The organism is Streptomyces sp. NPDC104367 (assembly GCF_055583825.1).
This window is the reverse complement of sequence record NZ_JBVJND010000009.1, coordinates 90,699-108,443: the sequence shown is the minus strand read 5'-3', so window position 1 is coordinate 108,443 and position 17,745 is coordinate 90,699. Positions and strand designations below refer to the sequence as shown.

Genomic DNA, 17,745 nt, shown 5'->3' with positions numbered 1-17,745 from the left:
GAGGCGGAGGGGGCAGATGGCGGAAGGCGCCGGATACGACGGAGTGAGCGACCAAGACCTGCTCGCCCGCCATGTGGAAGGCGACCCCGATGCCTTCGGTGAGATCGTGCGGCGGCACCGGGACCGGCTCTGGGCGGTCGCGCTGCGGACGCTGGGGGACCGCGAGGAGGCCGCTGACGCGGTCCAGGACGCCCTGGTGTCCGCCTACCGGGCCGCCCACACCTTCCGGGGCCAGTCGGCCGTCACCACCTGGCTCCACCGGATCACGGTGAACGCCTGTCTCGACCGTGCCCGCAAGGTGGCCTCCCGGAAGACCTCTCCCGTCGACGACACCGAGCGGCTGGAGCAGCTCCTGGAGCCCCATGAATCGGCCTCCGCTCCGGCCGAGCGCAACGATCTGCACCGCCAGCTCCTCGAAGCCCTCGGCACCCTGCCGCACGACCAGCGAGCCGCTCTCGTCCTGGTCGACATGCAGGGCTATCCCGTCGCCGAGGCGGCCCGGATCCTGGACGTCCCCACCGGGACGGTGAAGAGCCGCTGCGCTCGCGGCCGGGCCAGACTCCTGCCTCTGCTCACCCATCTGCGGCCGGAAAACACCGGTGAGGGCGATGACCCGGACCCGGCACGGAACCGGGCGGAGGGGACATCCGTCCCACCGGCAGCGGGGTCCCGGGAAGGGGGCCCACAGGACACCGGGCCGAGCGATTCAGCCGCAGTGAAGGGCGGAGGTGGGCGAGCGTGACTTCCACGACGGACACGACCGGGCACCCGGATGTCGCGGAGATCTCCGACCTCACCGAAGGCCTGCTCCCAGCCGCCCGGACCGAAGAAGTACGACAGCACCTGGACGGATGCGAGCTCTGCGCCGACGTCCACAGCTCCCTGGAGGAGATCCGGGGCCTGCTGGGTGCGCTGCCCGGTCCGCCGTCCATGCCCGCCGAGGTCGCGGGCCGGATCGATGCCGCTCTCGCCGCCGAGGCTCTGCTGAGCGCGACGGCACCGGAGACGCATGTTTCACGTGAAACATCGTCCCCGCCCTCGGCTTCCGCAGACCGTCCCGCCGGCCGGCCGAGCGCTGCGACCGGCCCCGGCCGCAAGGACCGCCGGCAGGACCGCGGACGCGACCGCGGCCGACGCCGCCGGACCGTCGTCCTCGGCGCCGTCTTCACCGCCGCCGTTCTGGGAGCCGGCTCGTTCCTCCTCCAGTCGCTCGGCGGCAACGGGCCGACGACGGCACAGGGCAAGCCGACGACCGCCGCCGGGACCTTCTCCGAGAGCACCCTCCAGAGCCAGGTGCAGGAGCTCCTCAGCACGAAGAAGAGCCTGCAGCGAGGCTCCCAGAAGCCCTTCCATGTCGAAGGCCAGTCCACCGTGCCCAGCGCGACGGACAGCCCGAACACCCTGATCCAGACCTCGGTGCCGGTGCCGCAGTGCGTCCGCAACGGCATCAGCCAGAGCGGTGACGTCATCGGGGCGAAGGAAGGGACGTACGAGGGAAAGCACGCCTACCTCGTCGTGCTCCCCGACTCCTCCGACACCTCCCGGGTGACGGCCTTCGTCGTCGACGCCACCTGCACCGGCCAGTCCTCCGCCTCCCCCGGCAAGGTGCTGCTGCGGGAGTCCCTGGCGCGCTCCTGAGCCCCATCGGCGAGGCCCCGGCTCGCGATGCGCATCGTCTCGTCCAGACGTGGAAATCCGTACGGTGTGGGAAGCCCGTGTGCCCGGACACACCGGGAATGCGCGCCCCGTAGGATCCGTTGGGTGGGGTGAGAGCTTCTGACAAGAACTCCCACCGGTCGAATGACGTAGACCAGAGACGAGGAAACAAGCCGTGAGCGACGTCCGTAACGTGATCATCATCGGCTCCGGGCCCGCCGGCTACACGGCGGCGCTTTACACCGCGCGCGCGTCGCTGAAGCCCCTCGTGTTCGAGGGTGCCGTCACCGCCGGCGGTGCCCTGATGAACACCACCGAGGTGGAGAACTTCCCGGGCTTCCGCGACGGCATCATGGGCCCCGACCTTATGGACAACATGCGGGCGCAGGCCGAGCGCTTCGGTGCCGAGCTCGTTCCCGACGACATCGTCTCCGTCGACCTGACCGGTGAGATCAAGACCGTCACCGACACCGCCGGCACCGTGCACAAGGCGAAGGCCGTCATCGTCACCACCGGCTCCCAGCACCGCAAGCTCGGGCTGCCGAACGAGGACGTCCTCTCCGGCCGCGGTGTCTCCTGGTGCGCCACCTGTGACGGGTTCTTCTTCAAGGACCAGGACATCGCCGTGATCGGCGGTGGCGACACCGCGATGGAGGAGGCCACCTTCCTCTCCCGGTTCGCCAAGTCCGTGACGATCGTCCACCGCCGGAACACCCTGCGCGCCTCCAAGGCGATGCAGGAGCGCGCCTTCGCCGACCCGAAGATCAAGTTCGCCTGGGACAGCGAGGTCGCCGAGGTCCAGGGCGAGCAGAAGCTGGCCGGTCTGAAGCTGCGCAACGTCAAGACCGGCGAGCTCTCCGACCTGCCGGTGACCGGGTTGTTCATCGCGATCGGCCACGACCCGCGCACCGAGCTGTTCAAGGGCCAGCTGGACCTCGACGAGGAGGGCTACCTGAAGGTCGCCTCCCCCTCGACGCGCACCAACCTGACGGGCGTGTTCGCCGCCGGTGACGTGGTGGACCACACCTACCGCCAGGCCATCACCGCGGCCGGTACCGGCTGCTCCGCCGCTCTCGACGCCGAGCGTTTCCTCTCCGCCCTCGCGGACGAGGAGAAGGCCGAGCCCGAGAAGACCTCCGTCTGACCCTCCCCCTTCCGCCCCACCGCACCATCAAGTAAAGGAGCCCGCCGTGGCCGGCACTCTGAAGCATGTGACCGACGCCGACTTCGAAGAGGTCGTCCTCAAGAGCGACAAGCCCGTCCTGGTGGACTTCTGGGCCGAGTGGTGCGGCCCGTGCCGCCAGATCGCCCCGTCGCTGGAGGCCATCGCCGCTGAGCACGGCGAGAAGATCGAGATCGTCAAGCTGAACATCGACGAGAACCCGAACACGGCGGCCAAGTACGGCGTCATGTCGATCCCGACCCTGAACGTGTACCAGGGTGGCGAGGTCGCCAAGACCATCGTCGGTGCCAAGCCGAAGGCCGCGCTCGTCCGCGACCTCGAGGACTTCATCGCCGAGTGATGTTTCACGTGAAACACGAATGGGCCAACCCCTCGGGGTTGGCCCATTCGCTTTGACGGACCACCTTCGTCGGGCGGGACCGGCTGCGCGGAACCGCTCACAGCGGCCGCAGCACCGGCTCCTTCTGTACGGCCCCCAGGAGCCGGTCGAGCGCCAGCTCCACGTCTTCCTTCCAGGAGAGCGTCGTCCGCAGCTCCAGCCGCAACCGGGGGTGTGCAGGGTGCTGCCGGACCGTCTTGAAGCCCACGGCCAGCAGATGGTCTGCGGGCAGCAGACAGGCCGGCTCCCTGTAGCGGGCGTCACCGAACGCCTCGATCGCCTTGAAGCCCCGTCGCAGCAGATCCTTGGCGACCGTCTGGACCATCACACGCCCCAGTCCCTGCCCCTGATAGCCGGGCATGATGAACCCGGTCATGAGCTGGACGGCGTCCGGGGAGACGGGGCTCGTCGGGAACGCCGTGGAGCGCGGGACATAGGCGGGCGGGGCGTAGAGCACGAAGCCCACCGGAACGTCGTCGACATAGACCACCCGGCCGCACGATCCCCAGTCGAGCAGGACGGCGGAGATCCAGGACTCCTTCTCCACCGCGGACGTACCGGCTCTTACCGCTGCTTCGCCGCTGACGGGGTCCAGTTCCCAGAAGACACACGAGCGACAGCGCGTGGGAAGGTCCTGGAGGTTGTCCAGCGTGAGCGGTACGAGCCGACGCCCCATGAAGGCTGTTCCTCGCTTCCTTCGCCCGCAGCGTCGCGAGCGGCTGTCAGGGCGCTGCGTTCCCTGAGCAGGCTGCCGACGAATCCGACGGCAGCGCCCACGCCCAGGGCCGCGCTCACCAGTCCGGTGCGGCTCATCGATCGCATGGCCCCCGCCTCCCACTCAGAGGTGCTGCCAGCTGCCAGGTGGATGCGCCCTACCCGAACGCATCGTATCCACACAGGGATTCCGTCGATACCGCCTGAAAGCAAAGAGCGGATCGTGTCCGGTGTGTACCGGGCACGATCCGCTCTCTGGGTGACGGGCTGCAGACCGGGCGGGAAACCCCGCATGGTCAGTCCTCGGACTCCTCCGGATCGGCAATGTCGCCGTCGTGGAGCCCCTGGTGCAGGACCGGGCCCTCACCCGGGGCCAGCGTGCCGAGGATCCGCTCCAGGTCTTCCATCGAGGCGAACTCGACGGTGATCTTGCCCTTCTTCTGCCCGAGGTCGACCTTCACCCGGGTCTCGAAGCGGTCCGAGAGCCGGCCGGCGAGGTCGGTCAGCGCCGGGGAGAGCCGGGCACCGGCCCACGGTCCCTTGGCACGTGCTGTCGTCTGGGGCCGTGAGCCCATGAGGGTCACGATCTCCTCGACGGCGCGCACCGACAGCCCCTCGGCGACGATCCGGTGGGCCAGCCGGTCCTGCTCCTCCGAGTCGTCGACGGAGAGCAGCGCCCGGGCGTGCCCGGCCGACAGGACCCCGGCGGCGACCCTGCGCTGGACCGCCGGCGAGAGCTTCAGCAGTCGCAGCGTGTTGGAGACCTGCGGGCGGGAGCGCCCGATACGGTCGGCCAGCTGGTCGTGCGTGCAGTTGAAGTCCTTCAGCAACTGGTCGTAGGCGGCGGCCTCTTCCAGCGGGTTCAGCTGCGCCCGGTGCAGGTTCTCCAGGAGGGCGTCCAGGAGAAGCTTCTCGTCGTCCGTCGCCCGGACGATCGCCGGGATCGCCTCCAGGCCGGCCTCTCGGCAGGCCCGCCAGCGCCGCTCGCCCATGATGAGCTCGTAGCGCGCCGGACCCAACTGCCGTACGACCACGGGCTGGAGCAGACCGACCTCCTGGATGGAGGTGACCAGCTCCTGAAGAGCGTCCTCGTCGAAGACCTCACGGGGCTGACGAGGGTTGGGCGCGATGTCGTCGAGGGGGATCTCCGCGAAGTGGGCTCCCATCGGCGCAGCGGGCGTCTCCACCCCTCCGCCGAATACCGACGGCTCCTCGGGCTCCTGTGAAACAGGCGGCAGCGTTGTCACCTTGGCCGCGGCGACCCCGCGGTCGGTCAGCTGCGGGGCCACCACGGGAGCGGCACCCGTGGGACCTTCCACAGCGGTCTGCGCCGGGGTCCGCTCCGTCGGCGCAGCCGGGATCAGCGCGCCGAGTCCACGGCCCAGGCCAATCCTCCGTCGGTCGCTCACTGGATCCCCTCCACCATGCTCGGGTTGGTCTGGGCGCCGATGTGGGCCTGCGTCGGGTCGTAGCTGACACCGAGGCCCCTCAGCGCGATTTCTCGGGCCGCCTCAAGATAGGAGAGGGCACCGCTCGATCCAGGATCGTAGGTCAATACCGTCTGCCCGTAACTCGGGGCCTCGGAGATACGGACCGAGCGGGGAATGCTCGTCCGCAGCACCTCGTCCACGAAGTGGGTGCGCACCTCTTCCGCGACCTGGGAGGCGAGACGCGTCCGGCCGTCGTACATGGTGAGCAGGATGGTCGACACATGCAGGGCGGGGTTGAGGTGCCCCCGCACCAGGTCGACGTTGCGCAGCAGCTGACCGAGACCCTCCAGCGCGTAGTACTCGCACTGGATCGGGATGAGTACCTCGGCGCCCGCGACGAGCGCGTTGACCGTCAGCAGGCCCAGCGAGGGCGGGCAGTCGATGAGGATGTAGTCCAGCGGCTGCTCATACGCCTGGATCGCCCGCTGGAGCCGGCTTTCGCGGGCCACCAGCGACACCAACTCGATCTCCGCACCGGCGAGATCGATCGTGGCGGGGGCGCAGAACAGACCTTCGACGTCCACGACCGGCTGGACGACCTCGGCCAGGGGCTTGCTCTCGACCAACACGTCGTAGATGGACGGGACTTCGGCGTGGTGGTCGATCCCCAGCGCGGTGGATGCGTTGCCCTGCGGGTCGAGGTCGACGACCAGAACGCGACCGCCGTGCAGGGCGAGCGACGCGGCGAGGTTGACGGTGGTCGTCGTCTTGCCCACGCCGCCCTTCTGGTTGGCGACCACGATGATTCTGGTCTGCTCCGGACGCGGAAGGCCTTCGCCGGCGCGCCCCAGAGCCTCTACCGCGAGTTGGGCAGCACGACCGATGGGAGTGTCGTCCATCGGAGGCGGTGTTTCACGTGAAACATCCGCCCCCATCGACTCGGTACGGGGACCGGGGACCGGATCGGTCATCGGTCCCGCGATGTTGGCGTCGGACCGCAAGGATTCACTCTCCTCGACTTCAGGCTCGCAATGAACAGAGCCTCCCATGTCTTCAGGGTCATGAACCAGTGAGGCCTGTTGTTCTGTGGAGAAATCCACCTCTGTGGACAACTCCCTGCCCCGCAAGAAGGACGGAGTGTCACCGGAGGCGCCCTCCTTGAGGGAACCGAGGGGCTTGCGATCGCGCGGTTCGGCCGCAGCGCGGCCCCGGCTGATGATGCCGTGCAGCAGTGAGCGACGTTTCACGTGAAACACGATGACAACAATTTGTCCCTAATGCGGGTGACACACCGCCGTACGCGGCTTTACACCCCCCTCGGGACTCAAGATCGGTTCTTGTGAAGATCAAACAGGCGCCCACCGTGAGGTGGGCGCCCGTACGCCGGTCAGCGGCGGCGGCGTACCCGGCCGGTGCGGGCCGCCTTCGCCCGCTTGGCCGCGAAGCGCACACCGCCCGGGCTCTCCCCGACCTCCACCCGGACCACGGTCGACAGCGGGTCCACCACGCCCTCGCCCACCTGGAGGATGGACGTGGAGACCGCTCCGAGCTTGCTCAGGGCGGTGGAGGCGGCCTTCAGCTCCTCCTCCGCCGTATCCCCCTTGAGGGCGAGCATCTCGCCGTAGGGACGCAGCAGCGGGATGCCCCAGGTGGCCAGCCGATCCAGCGGAGCCACCGCTCGCGCCGTCACCACATGGACCGGGGGCAGCTTCCCCATGACCTCCTCGGCGCGGCCGCGCACGACGGTGACATGGTTCAGGCCGAGCAGCTCGACGACCTCGGTCAGAAAGTTGGTGCGCCGCAGCAGCGGCTCCAGCAGGGTGATGTTGAGGTCCTCCCGGACCAGCGCGAGCGGAATGCCCGGCAGGCCGGCTCCGGAACCCACATCGCACACCGTCACCCCCTCGGGAACGGCCTCCGAGAGCACCGCGCAGTTCAGTAGATGCCGCTCCCACAGGCGGGGCACCTCCCGTGGGCCGATCAGCCCACGCTGCACACCTGCCTCGGCAAGCAGCTCCGCGTAGCGGACCGCATCGGCGAAGCGCTCGCCGAAGACTTCCCGCGCCTGCTCGGGCGCCGGGGGGAGCTCCGCAGCCTCCGTCACGGGGACCGTCCTTCCGTACAGCGCCGGCGCTCCGCGCACCGGCCACCAGAACTACCAGGCTGACAAAGATCGGCCCCGCCTGCGGACAGACGGGGCCGGTAACGCGTGGAGACCGATCAGGCAGGCAGCACGACGACGAACCGCTGCGGCTCCTCGCCCTCCGACTCGCTGCGCAGTCCGGCGGACTTGACCGCGTCGTGCACGACCTTGCGCTCGAACGGGGTCATCGGCTTGAGCTTCACGGGCTCACCGGTGCTCTTGACCTCGGCCGCGGCCTTGGCGCCCAGCTCGGAGAGCTCGGCACGCTTCTTGGCCCGGTAGCCCCCGATGTCGAGCATCAGACGGCTGCGGTCACCGGTCTCCCGGTGCACGGCCAGGCGGGTCAGCTCCTGGAGCGCCTCCAGCACCTCACCGTCACGGCCGACCAGCTTCTGTAGGTCACGGCCGCCCGAGTCGCTGATGATCGACACCGAGGCACGGTCGGCCTCGACATCCATGTCGATGTCACCGTCGAGGTCGGCGATGTCCAGGAGACCCTCGAGGTAGTCCGCCGCGATCTCGCCCTCCTGCTCCAGGCGGGTCAGGGTGTCTGCACCCTCGGCAGCGGCGGAGGTGGTGGTGCCTTCCGTCACGGGATGGGCTCCTTCTTACTTCTTGGACGGGGACTTGGGGCGCTGCTGACCGCCCTTGCGCTGACCGGACTGCGCCCTGCTGCGGCCGTTGGAGCCGCCCTTCGGGGGCTGCGGAGCGGCCGGCTTGGCGTCCTGCGGCTCGTCGGACTTCTCCAGGGAGGTGGTCTCCTCGGCAGCCGACGTGGTGTCGTCGGCCGTCTTCGGGCCACCGGACTGCCGCTGGGCCTTGCTCTGGCGCTTGGGCTGCTGGCGCCTGGCGGCGGAAGCAGCGGTCGTGCCGCCGTCCTCGGCCTGCACGGCGGCCTGGGCCTCGCTCTTCACCACGGTGCCGTCGGCCTGGGCCGCGAGCCCCGCCTTGGTCAGCGCGTTGATGAACTTGCGCTCGAACTCGTTGCGGTCACGGCCCTTGGTGACGATCGCCTTCACGATGGTCTTCTCGCTGCGGCGACGGGTCTTGCCGTGCTGGGCAACGTGCTTGGCGAGCCGCTCCAGGTAGGCGGCCTGGGCCTTGGAACCCGGGGTCGGGTTGTTGTGGATGACGTACATCTGCTGGCCCATGGTCCACACGTTGGTGGTCAGCCAGTAGACGAGGACACCGACCGGGAAGTTCACACCGAAGACGGCGAACATGACCGGGAAGACGTACATCAGCATCTTCTGCTGCTGCATGAACGGCGTCTTCACCGTGGTGTCGACGTTCTTCGTCATCAGCTGGCGCTGCGTGTAGAACTGCGACGCCGACATCAGCACGATCATGATCGCGGTGACGATGCGCACGTTGGTGAGCGTGGCGTCGAGCGCGGTGACCTGGGCCTCGGTGCTGAAGAACTTGGCGGCCAGCGGAGCACCGAAGATGTGCGCCTTCTGCGCGCTCTCCAGCAGGCTCTGGTTGATCACGCCGATCGTCGTGCCCGAGGCGATGCCGTTGAGCACGTGGTACAGGGCGAAGAAGAACGGGGACTGCGCCAGGATGGGAAGGCACGAGGAGAGCGGGTTGGTACCCGACTCCTTGTACAGCTTCATCATCTCTTCGGACTGGCGCTGCTTGTCGTTCTTGTAGCGCTCCTGGATCTTCTTCATCTCGGGCTGCAGCGTCTGCATGGCCCGGGTCGCCTTGATCTGCTTCACGAAGAGCGGGATCAGGCAGATACGGATCAGGATCACGAGGGACACGATGGACAGGCCCCAGGCCCAGCCGGTATCAGGCCCGAAGATCGCGCCGTACACCGAGTGGAACTGGACGATGACCCATGAGACGGGTGTCGTGATGAAGCTGAAAAGACTGGCAATCGTGTCCACTAATCATGCTCCTTGGGCATGGGACGAGGTCTCTGCGGCCGGGCTCGAAGAAAGCTCGCCGGGAGACTTCACTTCGGTGGCCGAGTCGGCGGCGGAGGGCCCGCCCCTGCGTGCACGCCAGGCGTCACGCAACATTTCGTGCCACCGCGGGCGCTTGCGCGGCGGGACATGGTCCACACCGCCCAGCGACCACGGATTGCACCGCAGGATGCGCCAGGCCGTGAGTGCCGTTCCCTTGATCGCACCGTGCCGGTCGATGGCCGTGTAGCCGTAGTGGGAACACGACGGGTAGTACTTGCACACCGGCCCGAGCAGCGGACTGATCGTCCACTGGTACAGCTTGATCAGAGCCAGCAGCGGGTACTTCATCGCGCGCCCCCTCCCAGCAGCCGCTCGATGGCGGCGTCCAGGTCTCGGGCCAGCTGTCCGTGGTCGGCGTCGCCCGCTCCGGGCAGCGCTCGTACGACTACCAGGCTACCGGGGGGGAACAGGGCGACCCGCTCACGCATCAGATGACGCAGTCTGCGCTTCACCGAGTTGCGTACGACCGCTCCGCCCACGGCTTTGCTCACGACGAAACCCGCACGCGTCGGGGGAGCGCTCTCCCCAGGCGCGTGCGGGTCCGTGGCACCGCTACGAAAGTGGACGACGAGGGACGGGCGGCCGGCCCGGCGACCCCGTCGTACCGCGGTCGCGAAGTCCTCGCGCCGCCTCAGCCGATGCTCGGTAGGCAGCACGACGTCATGACCTGATCGGGATCAGGCGGAAAGGCTGGCGCGACCCTTGGCACGACGGTTCGCGAGAATCGCGCGGCCGGCACGGGTGCGCATCCGCAGGCGGAAGCCGTGGGTCTTCGCGCGACGACGGTTGTTCGGCTGGAAGGTGCGCTTGCTCACTCGGGGGCTCCAGAGATCAAATCGGTGTTGGCGGGTGCCGTCCTGGCTGTCACCGTGCGCCCACGAGTAGCTCGCATCACGCCCGAGTGCACCGCTTCCCGATCACCTTCAGCGATCTGTGCCCATCGGAGGCAGGCGGCAGCAGCCATCGACAACTCGACCTGGTTACGGTACGCGGGGCTACGCCATTCGGTCAAACCAGCGGTGACGGAGAGACACTATCCACAGGCTGGGGACAACAACTTGAACCGCACCCGCCACGCTGACTACCGTGGCTGAACTCCGATTCGTTCCTTTCTCCCCGCCCGACCTGATATTCATCCCGACCCGTCCTCGAACCACACGTTCGTGGGACCTGCGAGAGAGCGTGCCCTGTGGCTGACGTACCTGCCGATCTTGCCGCAGTGTGGCCACGCGTACTGGAGCAGCTCCTCGGTGAGGGGCGCGGTCAGGGTGTGGAGACCAAGGACGAACACTGGATCCGCCGCTGTCAGCCGCTCGCGCTGGTCGCGGACACCGCCCTGCTCGCCGTGCCGAACGAATTCGCGAAGAACGTACTGGAGGGCCGTCTCGCACCGATCGTCAGCGAGACCCTGAGCCGCGAGTGCGGCCGCCCGATCCGGATCGCGATCACCGTGGACGACTCCGCGGGCGAGCCCCCGGCCCCGCCGGCACCCCCCGTGCAGCCCCAGCGCTACGAGAGCCCCGAGACCCCGCCGTCACCGTACGACGGCGGCTACGGCCGGCACCGCGCCGAACAGCTGCCCGACCAGGGCGGCCGCGACCAGCTCCCCACCGCCCGCCCGGCCTACCCCTCCGAGTACCAGCGCCCCGAACCCGGCGCCTGGCCGCGCCCCGGGCAGGACGAGTACGGCTGGCAGCAGCCGCGGCTCGGCTTCCCCGAGCGCGACCCCTATGCCTCGCCGCCCCAGGACTCCTACCGCTCAGACGGCTACGGCGACTCCTACTCCCAGGACTACCGCCCGCAGCAGCCGATGGACCGCCCCCCTTACGAGCAGCAGCGCCCCGACTACGACAAGCGCGCGGAGTACGACAAGCGGCCCGACTACGACCGGTCCGACTACGACCAGCGCGACGTCGGCCGCCGTGAGCTGTCCGAGCCCCCGGGCGGAGCCGGCCAGGGCCACCGGGGCGGCCACGGGCGACCGGACCTGCCGGGTTCCGGCGGGCCCGGTTCGATGGGCGCGAAGCCGGGGCCGCCGGCCGGCGGGCCCGCCGAACCGACCGCGCGGCTGAACCCGAAGTACCTCTTCGACACGTTCGTCATCGGCGCGTCCAACCGCTTCGCGCACGCGGCCGCGGTCGCCGTCGCCGAGGCGCCGGCGAAGGCGTACAACCCCCTGTTCATCTACGGGGAGTCGGGACTCGGCAAGACGCACCTGCTGCACGCGATCGGACACTACGCGCGGAGCCTCTACCCGGGCACGCGCGTGCGCTACGTGAGCTCCGAGGAGTTCACCAACGAGTTCATCAACTCGATCCGCGACGGCAAGGGCGACAGCTTCCGCAAGCGCTACCGCGAGATGGACATCCTGCTCGTCGACGACATCCAGTTCCTCGCGGACAAGGAGTCGACGCAGGAGGAGTTCTTCCACACCTTCAACACGCTCCACAACGCCAACAAGCAGATCGTGCTCTCCAGCGACCGGCCGCCCAAACAGCTGGTCACCCTGGAGGACCGGCTGCGGAACCGGTTCGAGTGGGGCCTGATCACCGACGTCCAGCCGCCGGAGCTGGAGACGCGGATCGCGATCCTGCGCAAGAAGGCGGTGCAGGAGCAGCTGAACGCCCCGCCGGAGGTCCTCGAGTTCATCGCCTCCCGCATCTCCCGCAACATCCGGGAGCTGGAGGGCGCGCTGATCCGGGTGACGGCGTTCGCGTCGCTCAACCGGCAGCCGGTGGACCTGGGGCTGACGGAGATCGTCCTCAAGGACCTGATCCCCGGGGGCCAGGACTCGACGCCGGAGATCAGCGCCACGGCGATCATGGCGGCGACCGCGGACTACTTCGGGCTCACGGTCGAGGACCTGTGCGGGAGCTCGCGCGGGCGGCAGCTGGTCACGGCGCGGCAGATCGCGATGTACCTGTGCCGGGAGCTGACGGACCTGTCGCTGCCGAAGATCGGGGCCCAGTTCGGCAACCGGGACCACACGACGGTGATGCACGCCGACCGGAAGATCCGGGCGCTGATGGCCGAGCGGCGGTCGATCTACAACCAGGTGACGGAGCTGACGAACCGGATCAAGAACGGGTAGGCAAGGGTTCCACGGCGTTCTGGGCGCCCTCGGGAGAGATCCCGGGGGCGCCTTCTGGCGTCCTGGGGCGGGTTCCCGGGGCGGGTCGGCCGGTGGGCGGCAGGGGACCGGGCAGGCAGTCGTCACGGGTCCGGTGGGGCCGGTCGCGCCCACGCGGCGGAGCCGCGTATCGGCACGGTCCCGCCGTCCCTCGGGGGGTGCTCCGGCGAACGGGGCCGCGAGCGAGACCGGCCTCGCTGTTCGATTACCGGCCTGGTTACGGGCGTCCTCCACAGATTTGCCGACTTTCTTGCGTCCACACCCTGGGGACTGTGAAGTTGTCCCGAACGCCGTCCACAGGCTGGGGGTTGAGAGAGCATCAGGGCAGCTCAAGCGGCTGTGGAATCGTGGACGAAGGTTCTCCACAGACTGTGGACGAAGAAATGATCCACAGGGTGTGCACGAAGTTGTCCACCGGTAGCCCACAGGCTGAGGGGCGGTTGTCCCCAGCGATCCCCAGCTTCTCCACACCGCTGTCCACTGTTCGGCAACGTGACGCGCCCGCTCACCGAGTCGAGTGAAAGGCGTCACACGAAGGTGCCGGGTTGGGCTGTGGGAAAGGCGGGTAAAGCTGGGGACGGCGCTGGGGAGAAGTCCGCTCGGGCTGTGCATGGCGTGTGCAGAACTTTCTGTTCTCCACAGAGACCCCAGGTTGTCCACCGGTCCCACCCACAGGGGCAGTGGACAAAATCTTGGCCCTGAGCTGCGCAAACGAGGTTATCCACGGTATCCACAGCCCCTACTACTACTGACAACTAGAGAGAGCTGGGAATCCGTTTCGAAGAGGGCCCTGTGCACAACTCGCTCTTCGGCCTCTGACCGCGCCTCGTCACGACTTGACCCCGACGGGCACCAGCTGTCAGTGCGGTGCGTCAGACTGGTCCCCGGTGTTCTTCCCCTCCCAGGGGCCGACGACACCGAGACAGACGACGAAGACGCAGCAGGGCGAGAAGCCCCGGCAACAGCAGGAGGCGGGCTTACGGTGAAGATCCGGGTGGAACGCGACGTACTCGCGGAGGCAGTGGCCTGGGCGGCACGCAGCCTCCCGGCCCGTCCGCCGGCGCCGGTCCTCGCAGGCCTGCTGCTGAAGGCCGAGGACGGGCAGCTGAGCCTCTCCAGCTTCGACTACGAGGTCTCCGCGCGGGTCAGCGTCGAGACCGAGGTCGACGAGGAGGGCACGGTCCTCGTCTCCGGCCGGCTGCTCGCCGACATCTGCCGCGCCCTGCCCAACCGGCCGGTCGAGATTTCCACGGACGGTGTACGGGCGACCGTGGTCTGCGGGTCGTCCCGCTTCACGCTGCACACACTGCCTGTGGAGGAGTACCCCTCCCTGCCGCAGATGCCGAACGCGACGGGCACGGTCCCCGGCGAGGTCTTCGCCTCCGCCGTCTCCCAGGTGGCCATCGCCGCCGGCCGTGACGACACGCTGCCGGTGCTCACCGGTGTGCGCATCGAGATCGAGGGCGACACCGTCACCCTGGCCTCCACCGACCGCTACCGCTTCGCGGTCCGTGAGTTCCTGTGGAAGCCGGAGAACCCGGAGGCCTCCGCGGTCGCCCTGGTGCCCGCCAAGACGCTCCTGGACACCGCCAAGGCCCTCACGAGCGGCGACAGCGTCACGCTGGCCCTGTCCGGCTCGGGTGCGGGCGAGGGGCTCATCGGTTTCGAGGGCGCCGGCCGCCGGACGACCACGCGTCTGCTCGAAGGCGACCTGCCGAAGTACCGCACGCTGTTCCCGACCGAGTTCAACTCCGTCGCCGTGATCGAGACCGCCCCCTTCGTGGAGGCCGTCAAGCGTGTCGCCCTGGTCGCCGAGCGGAACACCCCGGTGCGGCTCAGCTTCGAGCAGGGCGTGCTGATCCTGGAGGCCGGTTCCAGCGACGACGCACAGGCTGTGGAGAGGGTCGACGCGCAGCTGGAGGGCGACGACATCTCGATCGCCTTCAACCCGACCTTCCTGCTCGACGGCCTGAGCGCGATCGACTCGCCGGTGGCGCAGCTGTCGTTCACCACCTCCACCAAGCCCGCGCTGCTCAGCGGCAAGCCGGCGCTGGACGCGGAGGCGGACGAGGCCTACAAGTACCTGATCATGCCGGTGCGCCTCAGCGGCTGACCGTCTGTCCACAGCTGTGCACGGTGCCGGGGGTCCCCTGTGGACGCCCGGCACCGCGGCTGAGGGGGTTTCCCCAGGTGAGCGGCTATGCCCACAACTGTGCGCAAGGGGTCGGGATTAGGCTCGGACGTGGGTACGAGAGTGCCCCTCCTGCCACACCGCTACCTAAGGAACCAACTGATGGATCTCGGTCTCGTCGGCCTCGGCAAGATGGGCGGCAACATGCGCGAGCGGATCCGCCGCGCGGGCCACACCGTCGTCGGATACGACCGCAACCCGGACCTCGCCGATGTCCACAGCCTGGAAGAGCTCGTGGGCAAGCTCAGCGGGCCCCGGGTGGTGTGGGTGATGGTCCCGGCCGGGGCGCCGACCCAGTCCACGATCGACGAGCTGGCCGAGCTCCTGGAGCCCGGTGACGTGGTCGTCGACGGCGGCAACTCCCGCTGGACGGACGACGAGCGGCACGCCGGGGAACTGGCGGCCAAGGGCATCGGTTTCGTGGACTGCGGTGTCTCCGGCGGTGTCTGGGGCCTGGAGAACGGCTACGCGCTGATGTACGGCGGCGACGCCGAGCACGTGGCGAAGGTGCGGCCGGTCTTCGACGCGCTGAAGCCCGAGGGCGACTTCGGTTCGGTGCACGCCGGCAAGGTCGGCGCGGGCCACTTCGCGAAGATGGTCCACAACGGCATCGAGTACGCCATGATGCAGGCCTACGCCGAGGGCTGGGAGCTCCTGGAGAAGGTCGACTCCGTCACGGACGTGCGTGAGGTCTTCCGGTCCTGGCAGGAGGGCACGGTCATCCGTTCCTGGCTGCTCGACCTGGCGGTGAACGCCCTCGACGACGACGAGCACCTGGACCGGCTGAAGGGGTTCGCGCAGGACTCCGGCGAGGGCCGGTGGACCGTGGAGGCCGCGATAGACAACGCGGTGCCGCTGCCCGCGATCACCGCCTCGCTGTTCGCGCGGTTCGCCTCCCGGCAGGAGGACTCGCCGCAGATGAAGATGATCGCGGCGCTGCGCAACCAGTTCGGCGGCCACGCCGTAGAGACCAGGCAGCCGTAGAGACCGAGCAGTAGCACTTCACGGGGAGGTCGGCGAACGACCATGCACGTCACGCATCTGTCGCTGGCCGACTTCCGCTCCTACGCCCGGGTCGAGGTCCCGCTCGACCCGGGCGTCACCGCCTTCGTCGGACCCAACGGCCAGGGCAAGACCAACCTCGTCGAGGCCGTCGGCTATCTCGCCACCCTCGGCAGCCACCGGGTCGCCTCCGACGCCCCCCTGGTCCGCATGGGCGCCGAGCGCGCGGTCATCCGGGCCCAGGTCCGCCAGGGCGACCGGCAGCAGCTGGTCGAGCTGGAGCTGAACCCCGGCAAGTCCAACCGCGCCCGTATCAACAGGTCCTCGCAGGTCAGGCCGCGGGACGTACTGGGGATCGTACGGACCGTGCTGTTCGCGCCCGAGGACCTCGCGCTGGTGAAGGGCGATCCGGGTGAGCGGCGCCGGTTCCTCGACGAGCTGATCACCGCGCGGGTGCCGCGGATGGCGGGTGTGCGGTCCGACTACGAGCGGGTGCTCAAGCAGCGGAACACGTTGCTGAAGAGCGCCGCCCTCGCGCGGCGCCACGGCGGGCGGTCCATGGACCTGTCGACGCTCGACGTGTGGGACCAGCACCTCGCGCGGGCCGGTGCCGAGCTGCTCGCTCAGCGGCTCGACCTGGTCGCCGCGATCCAGCCGCTCGCGGACAAGGCGTACGAGCAGCTGGCGCCGGGCGGCGGTCCGGTCGCGCTGGAGTACAGGCCGTCCGCGCCCGGCGACGCCCACACCCGCGAGGATCTGTACGGCCAGCTGATGGCGGCCCTGGCGGACGCCCGGAAGCAGGAGATCGAGCGGGGTGTGACGCTCGTCGGGCCGCACCGCGACGACCTCGTGCTCAAGCTCGGGCAGCTGCCGGCCAAGGGGTACGCCTCGCACGGCGAGTCCTGGTCGTACGCGCTGGCGCTGCGCCTGGCCTCGTACGACCTGCTGCGGGCCGAGGGCAACGAGCCGGTGCTGGTGCTCGACGACGTCTTCGCGGAGCTGGACGCCCGGCGCCGGGAGCGGCTGGCGGAGCTGGTCGCGCCCGGGGAGCAGGTGCTGGTGACGGCCGCCGTGGACGACGACGTGCCGCACGTGCTCACCGGCACGCGGTACGCGGTGGCGGACGGGACGGTGGAGCGCGTATGAGCGACGACGGACCGGCCCCCGGGAAGAAGGACGCGAAGGAGCCTTCCGGTGTCGACCTCGCGCGCGTGGCGCTGCGCGCGGCGAAGGAGGCGGCACGCGCGCGCGGGGACGCGGCGCAGCAGCGGAAGCAGGCGCGGCGCGGCGGCCTGCGCTCCGGCGCGCGCGCCGACGGGCGTGACCCCATGGCGCTCGGGTCGGCCATCAACCGGCTGATCACCGAGCGCGGCTGGGAGACGCCGGCGGCGGTCGGCGGGGTGATGGGGCGCTGGCCGCAGATCGTCGGCGAGGACCTGGCCAAGCACTGTGTGCCGCAGCGGTACGACGAGGACGAGCGGGTGCTGGTCGTGAGCTGCGACTCGACGGCCTGGGCGACCCAGCTGCGGCACCTCGCGCCGGCGCTGGTGGCCCGGCTGAACGAGGACCTGGGGCACGGCACCGTGCGCCTGATCAAGGTGCTCAATCCGGGCGGTCCGGCCCGGCGCTACGGCCCGTTGCGGGCCCCCGGGAGCACCGGTCCCGGCGATACCTACGGGTGACTTACATCACGCGACGAGCCGAGCGCGGAGCCGTTCCGGGGCCCCCTCGGCCGGTCGTCGTACCACCGCACGCGGTTGCGAATCGCTACGTGACCCCGGAGTAGCCAAGGGTTGACAGCTCGAAGCGCTGAGTGGCTCCGTGAGCCTCTTGGAGCCCCCTTCCGCATATCGGGAGTCGGCGGAGGCGGGTTCAGGGCGGCACATGCGGACTCAGGTACCGGCAAACCCCCATCACTGTCGGCGCTACCGGTAGACTGGAAGC

At 69.3% G+C, this 17,745-nt stretch carries 18 protein-coding genes; 9 read left to right on the top strand and 9 right to left on the bottom strand.

Translation table 11 applies throughout. The features are described 5' to 3' along the window. The first annotated feature begins 16 nt into the window (after window positions 1–16). The 4 genes from sigM (at window position 17) to trxA (ending at window position 3,179) form a co-directional block, all read left to right on the top strand. On the top strand, window positions 17–742 hold the full coding sequence (gene sigM, locus ACZ619_RS15730) for an RNA polymerase sigma factor SigM (RefSeq protein WP_469598905.1): 726 nt from the start codon (window positions 17–19) through the stop codon (window positions 740–742). Beyond that, window positions 739–1,638, top strand: coding sequence for an anti-sigma factor family protein (locus tag ACZ619_RS15725; protein ID WP_469598903.1), 900 nt, complete (start codon window positions 739–741; stop codon window positions 1,636–1,638). The genes sigM and ACZ619_RS15725 overlap by 4 nt, the downstream gene beginning before the upstream one ends. A 193-nt stretch (window positions 1,639–1,831) precedes the next feature. Continuing rightward, window positions 1,832–2,800, top strand: coding sequence for a thioredoxin-disulfide reductase (trxB, locus tag ACZ619_RS15720; protein ID WP_469598901.1), 969 nt, complete (start codon window positions 1,832–1,834; stop codon window positions 2,798–2,800). A 46-nt stretch (window positions 2,801–2,846) separates the two neighbouring features. Next, window positions 2,847–3,179, top strand: a complete 333-nt coding sequence (gene trxA / locus ACZ619_RS15715; RefSeq protein WP_089100462.1) for a thioredoxin — start codon at window positions 2,847–2,849, stop codon at window positions 3,177–3,179. 97 nt (window positions 3,180–3,276) lie between these two features. Here trxA and ACZ619_RS15710 read toward each other — a convergent pair whose 3' ends face one another. The 9 genes from ACZ619_RS15710 to rpmH all read right to left on the bottom strand — a co-directional run bounded on the left by ACZ619_RS15710 (window position 3,277) and on the right by rpmH (window position 10,293). Beyond that, complete coding sequence (locus tag ACZ619_RS15710) at window positions 3,277–3,894, bottom strand: GNAT family N-acetyltransferase (RefSeq protein WP_469598899.1); 618 nt, start codon at window positions 3,892–3,894, stop codon at window positions 3,277–3,279. A 334-nt stretch (window positions 3,895–4,228) separates the two neighbouring features. Continuing rightward, window positions 4,229–5,341: a ParB/RepB/Spo0J family partition protein gene (locus ACZ619_RS15705; RefSeq protein WP_469598897.1), complete on the bottom strand. Its 1,113-nt coding sequence runs from the start codon at window positions 5,339–5,341 to the stop codon at window positions 4,229–4,231. Further along, the gene (locus tag ACZ619_RS15700) at window positions 5,338–6,411 is read right to left on the bottom strand and encodes a ParA family protein (RefSeq protein ID WP_469599221.1); all 1,074 of its coding nucleotides are present in this window, start codon (window positions 6,409–6,411) and stop codon (window positions 5,338–5,340) included. The genes ACZ619_RS15705 and ACZ619_RS15700 overlap by 4 nt, the downstream gene beginning before the upstream one ends. 338 nt (window positions 6,412–6,749) lie before the next feature. Then, entirely contained in the window at window positions 6,750–7,466 is a 717-nt protein-coding gene (gene rsmG / locus ACZ619_RS15695) for a 16S rRNA (guanine(527)-N(7))-methyltransferase RsmG (RefSeq protein WP_469598895.1), read from the bottom strand. A 116-nt stretch (window positions 7,467–7,582) separates the two neighbouring features. Then, window positions 7,583–8,098: a Jag family protein gene (locus ACZ619_RS15690; protein ID WP_469598893.1), complete on the bottom strand. Its 516-nt coding sequence runs from the start codon at window positions 8,096–8,098 to the stop codon at window positions 7,583–7,585. Between the two features lie 15 nt (window positions 8,099–8,113). After that, on the bottom strand, window positions 8,114–9,397 hold the full coding sequence (yidC, locus tag ACZ619_RS15685) for a membrane protein insertase YidC (protein WP_469598891.1): 1,284 nt from the start codon (window positions 9,395–9,397) through the stop codon (window positions 8,114–8,116). A gap of 3 nt (window positions 9,398–9,400) precedes the next feature. After that, on the bottom strand, window positions 9,401–9,766 hold the full coding sequence (yidD, locus tag ACZ619_RS15680) for a membrane protein insertion efficiency factor YidD (RefSeq protein WP_469598889.1): 366 nt from the start codon (window positions 9,764–9,766) through the stop codon (window positions 9,401–9,403). Then, on the bottom strand, window positions 9,763–10,134 hold the full coding sequence (gene rnpA, locus ACZ619_RS15675) for a ribonuclease P protein component (RefSeq protein WP_469598887.1): 372 nt from the start codon (window positions 10,132–10,134) through the stop codon (window positions 9,763–9,765). The genes yidD and rnpA overlap by 4 nt, the downstream gene beginning before the upstream one ends. Window positions 10,135–10,155: 21 nt before the next feature. Then, window positions 10,156–10,293, bottom strand: coding sequence for a 50S ribosomal protein L34 (rpmH, locus tag ACZ619_RS15670; protein WP_015659252.1), 138 nt, complete (start codon window positions 10,291–10,293; stop codon window positions 10,156–10,158). Between the two features lie 374 nt (window positions 10,294–10,667). On the opposite strand from rpmH, the gene dnaA reads away from it, so the two are divergent. The 5 genes from dnaA (at window position 10,668) to ACZ619_RS15645 (ending at window position 17,483) form a co-directional block, all read left to right on the top strand. Continuing rightward, complete coding sequence (gene dnaA, locus ACZ619_RS15665; RefSeq protein ID WP_469598885.1) at window positions 10,668–12,569, top strand: chromosomal replication initiator protein DnaA; 1,902 nt, start codon at window positions 10,668–10,670, stop codon at window positions 12,567–12,569. Window positions 12,570–13,590: 1,021 nt separating this feature from the next. Next, the gene (dnaN, locus tag ACZ619_RS15660) at window positions 13,591–14,721 is read left to right on the top strand and encodes a DNA polymerase III subunit beta (protein ID WP_469598883.1); all 1,131 of its coding nucleotides are present in this window, start codon (window positions 13,591–13,593) and stop codon (window positions 14,719–14,721) included. A 180-nt stretch (window positions 14,722–14,901) separates the two neighbouring features. After that, entirely contained in the window at window positions 14,902–15,783 is an 882-nt protein-coding gene (gnd, locus tag ACZ619_RS15655) for a phosphogluconate dehydrogenase (NAD(+)-dependent, decarboxylating) (RefSeq protein ID WP_469598881.1), read from the top strand. 42 nt (window positions 15,784–15,825) lie between these two features. Further along, the gene (gene recF, locus ACZ619_RS15650; protein WP_469598879.1) at window positions 15,826–16,947 is read left to right on the top strand and encodes a DNA replication/repair protein RecF; all 1,122 of its coding nucleotides are present in this window, start codon (window positions 15,826–15,828) and stop codon (window positions 16,945–16,947) included. Continuing rightward, the gene (locus ACZ619_RS15645; protein ID WP_469598877.1) at window positions 16,944–17,483 is read left to right on the top strand and encodes a DciA family protein; all 540 of its coding nucleotides are present in this window, start codon (window positions 16,944–16,946) and stop codon (window positions 17,481–17,483) included. The genes recF and ACZ619_RS15645 overlap by 4 nt, the downstream gene beginning before the upstream one ends. Window positions 17,484–17,745 lie beyond the last annotated feature (262 nt).

Excerpts from the sequence above, each read along its gene's own strand:
- sigM (WP_469598905.1), top strand. The coding sequence starts at position 17 with ATGGCGGAAGGCGCCGGATACGACGGAGTGAGCGACCAAGACCTGCTC.
- ACZ619_RS15710 (WP_469598899.1), bottom strand. The coding sequence starts at position 3,894 with ATGGGGCGTCGGCTCGTACCGCTCACGCTGGACAACCTCCAGGACCTT.
- ACZ619_RS15700 (WP_469599221.1), bottom strand. The coding sequence starts at position 6,411 with ATGGGAGGCTCTGTTCATTGCGAGCCTGAAGTCGAGGAGAGTGAATCC.
- yidD (WP_469598889.1), bottom strand. The coding sequence starts at position 9,766 with ATGAAGTACCCGCTGCTGGCTCTGATCAAGCTGTACCAGTGGACGATC.
- gnd (WP_469598881.1), top strand. The coding sequence starts at position 14,902 with ATGGATCTCGGTCTCGTCGGCCTCGGCAAGATGGGCGGCAACATGCGC.
- recF (WP_469598879.1), top strand. The coding sequence starts at position 15,826 with ATGCACGTCACGCATCTGTCGCTGGCCGACTTCCGCTCCTACGCCCGG.
- ACZ619_RS15645 (WP_469598877.1), top strand. The coding sequence starts at position 16,944 with ATGAGCGACGACGGACCGGCCCCCGGGAAGAAGGACGCGAAGGAGCCT.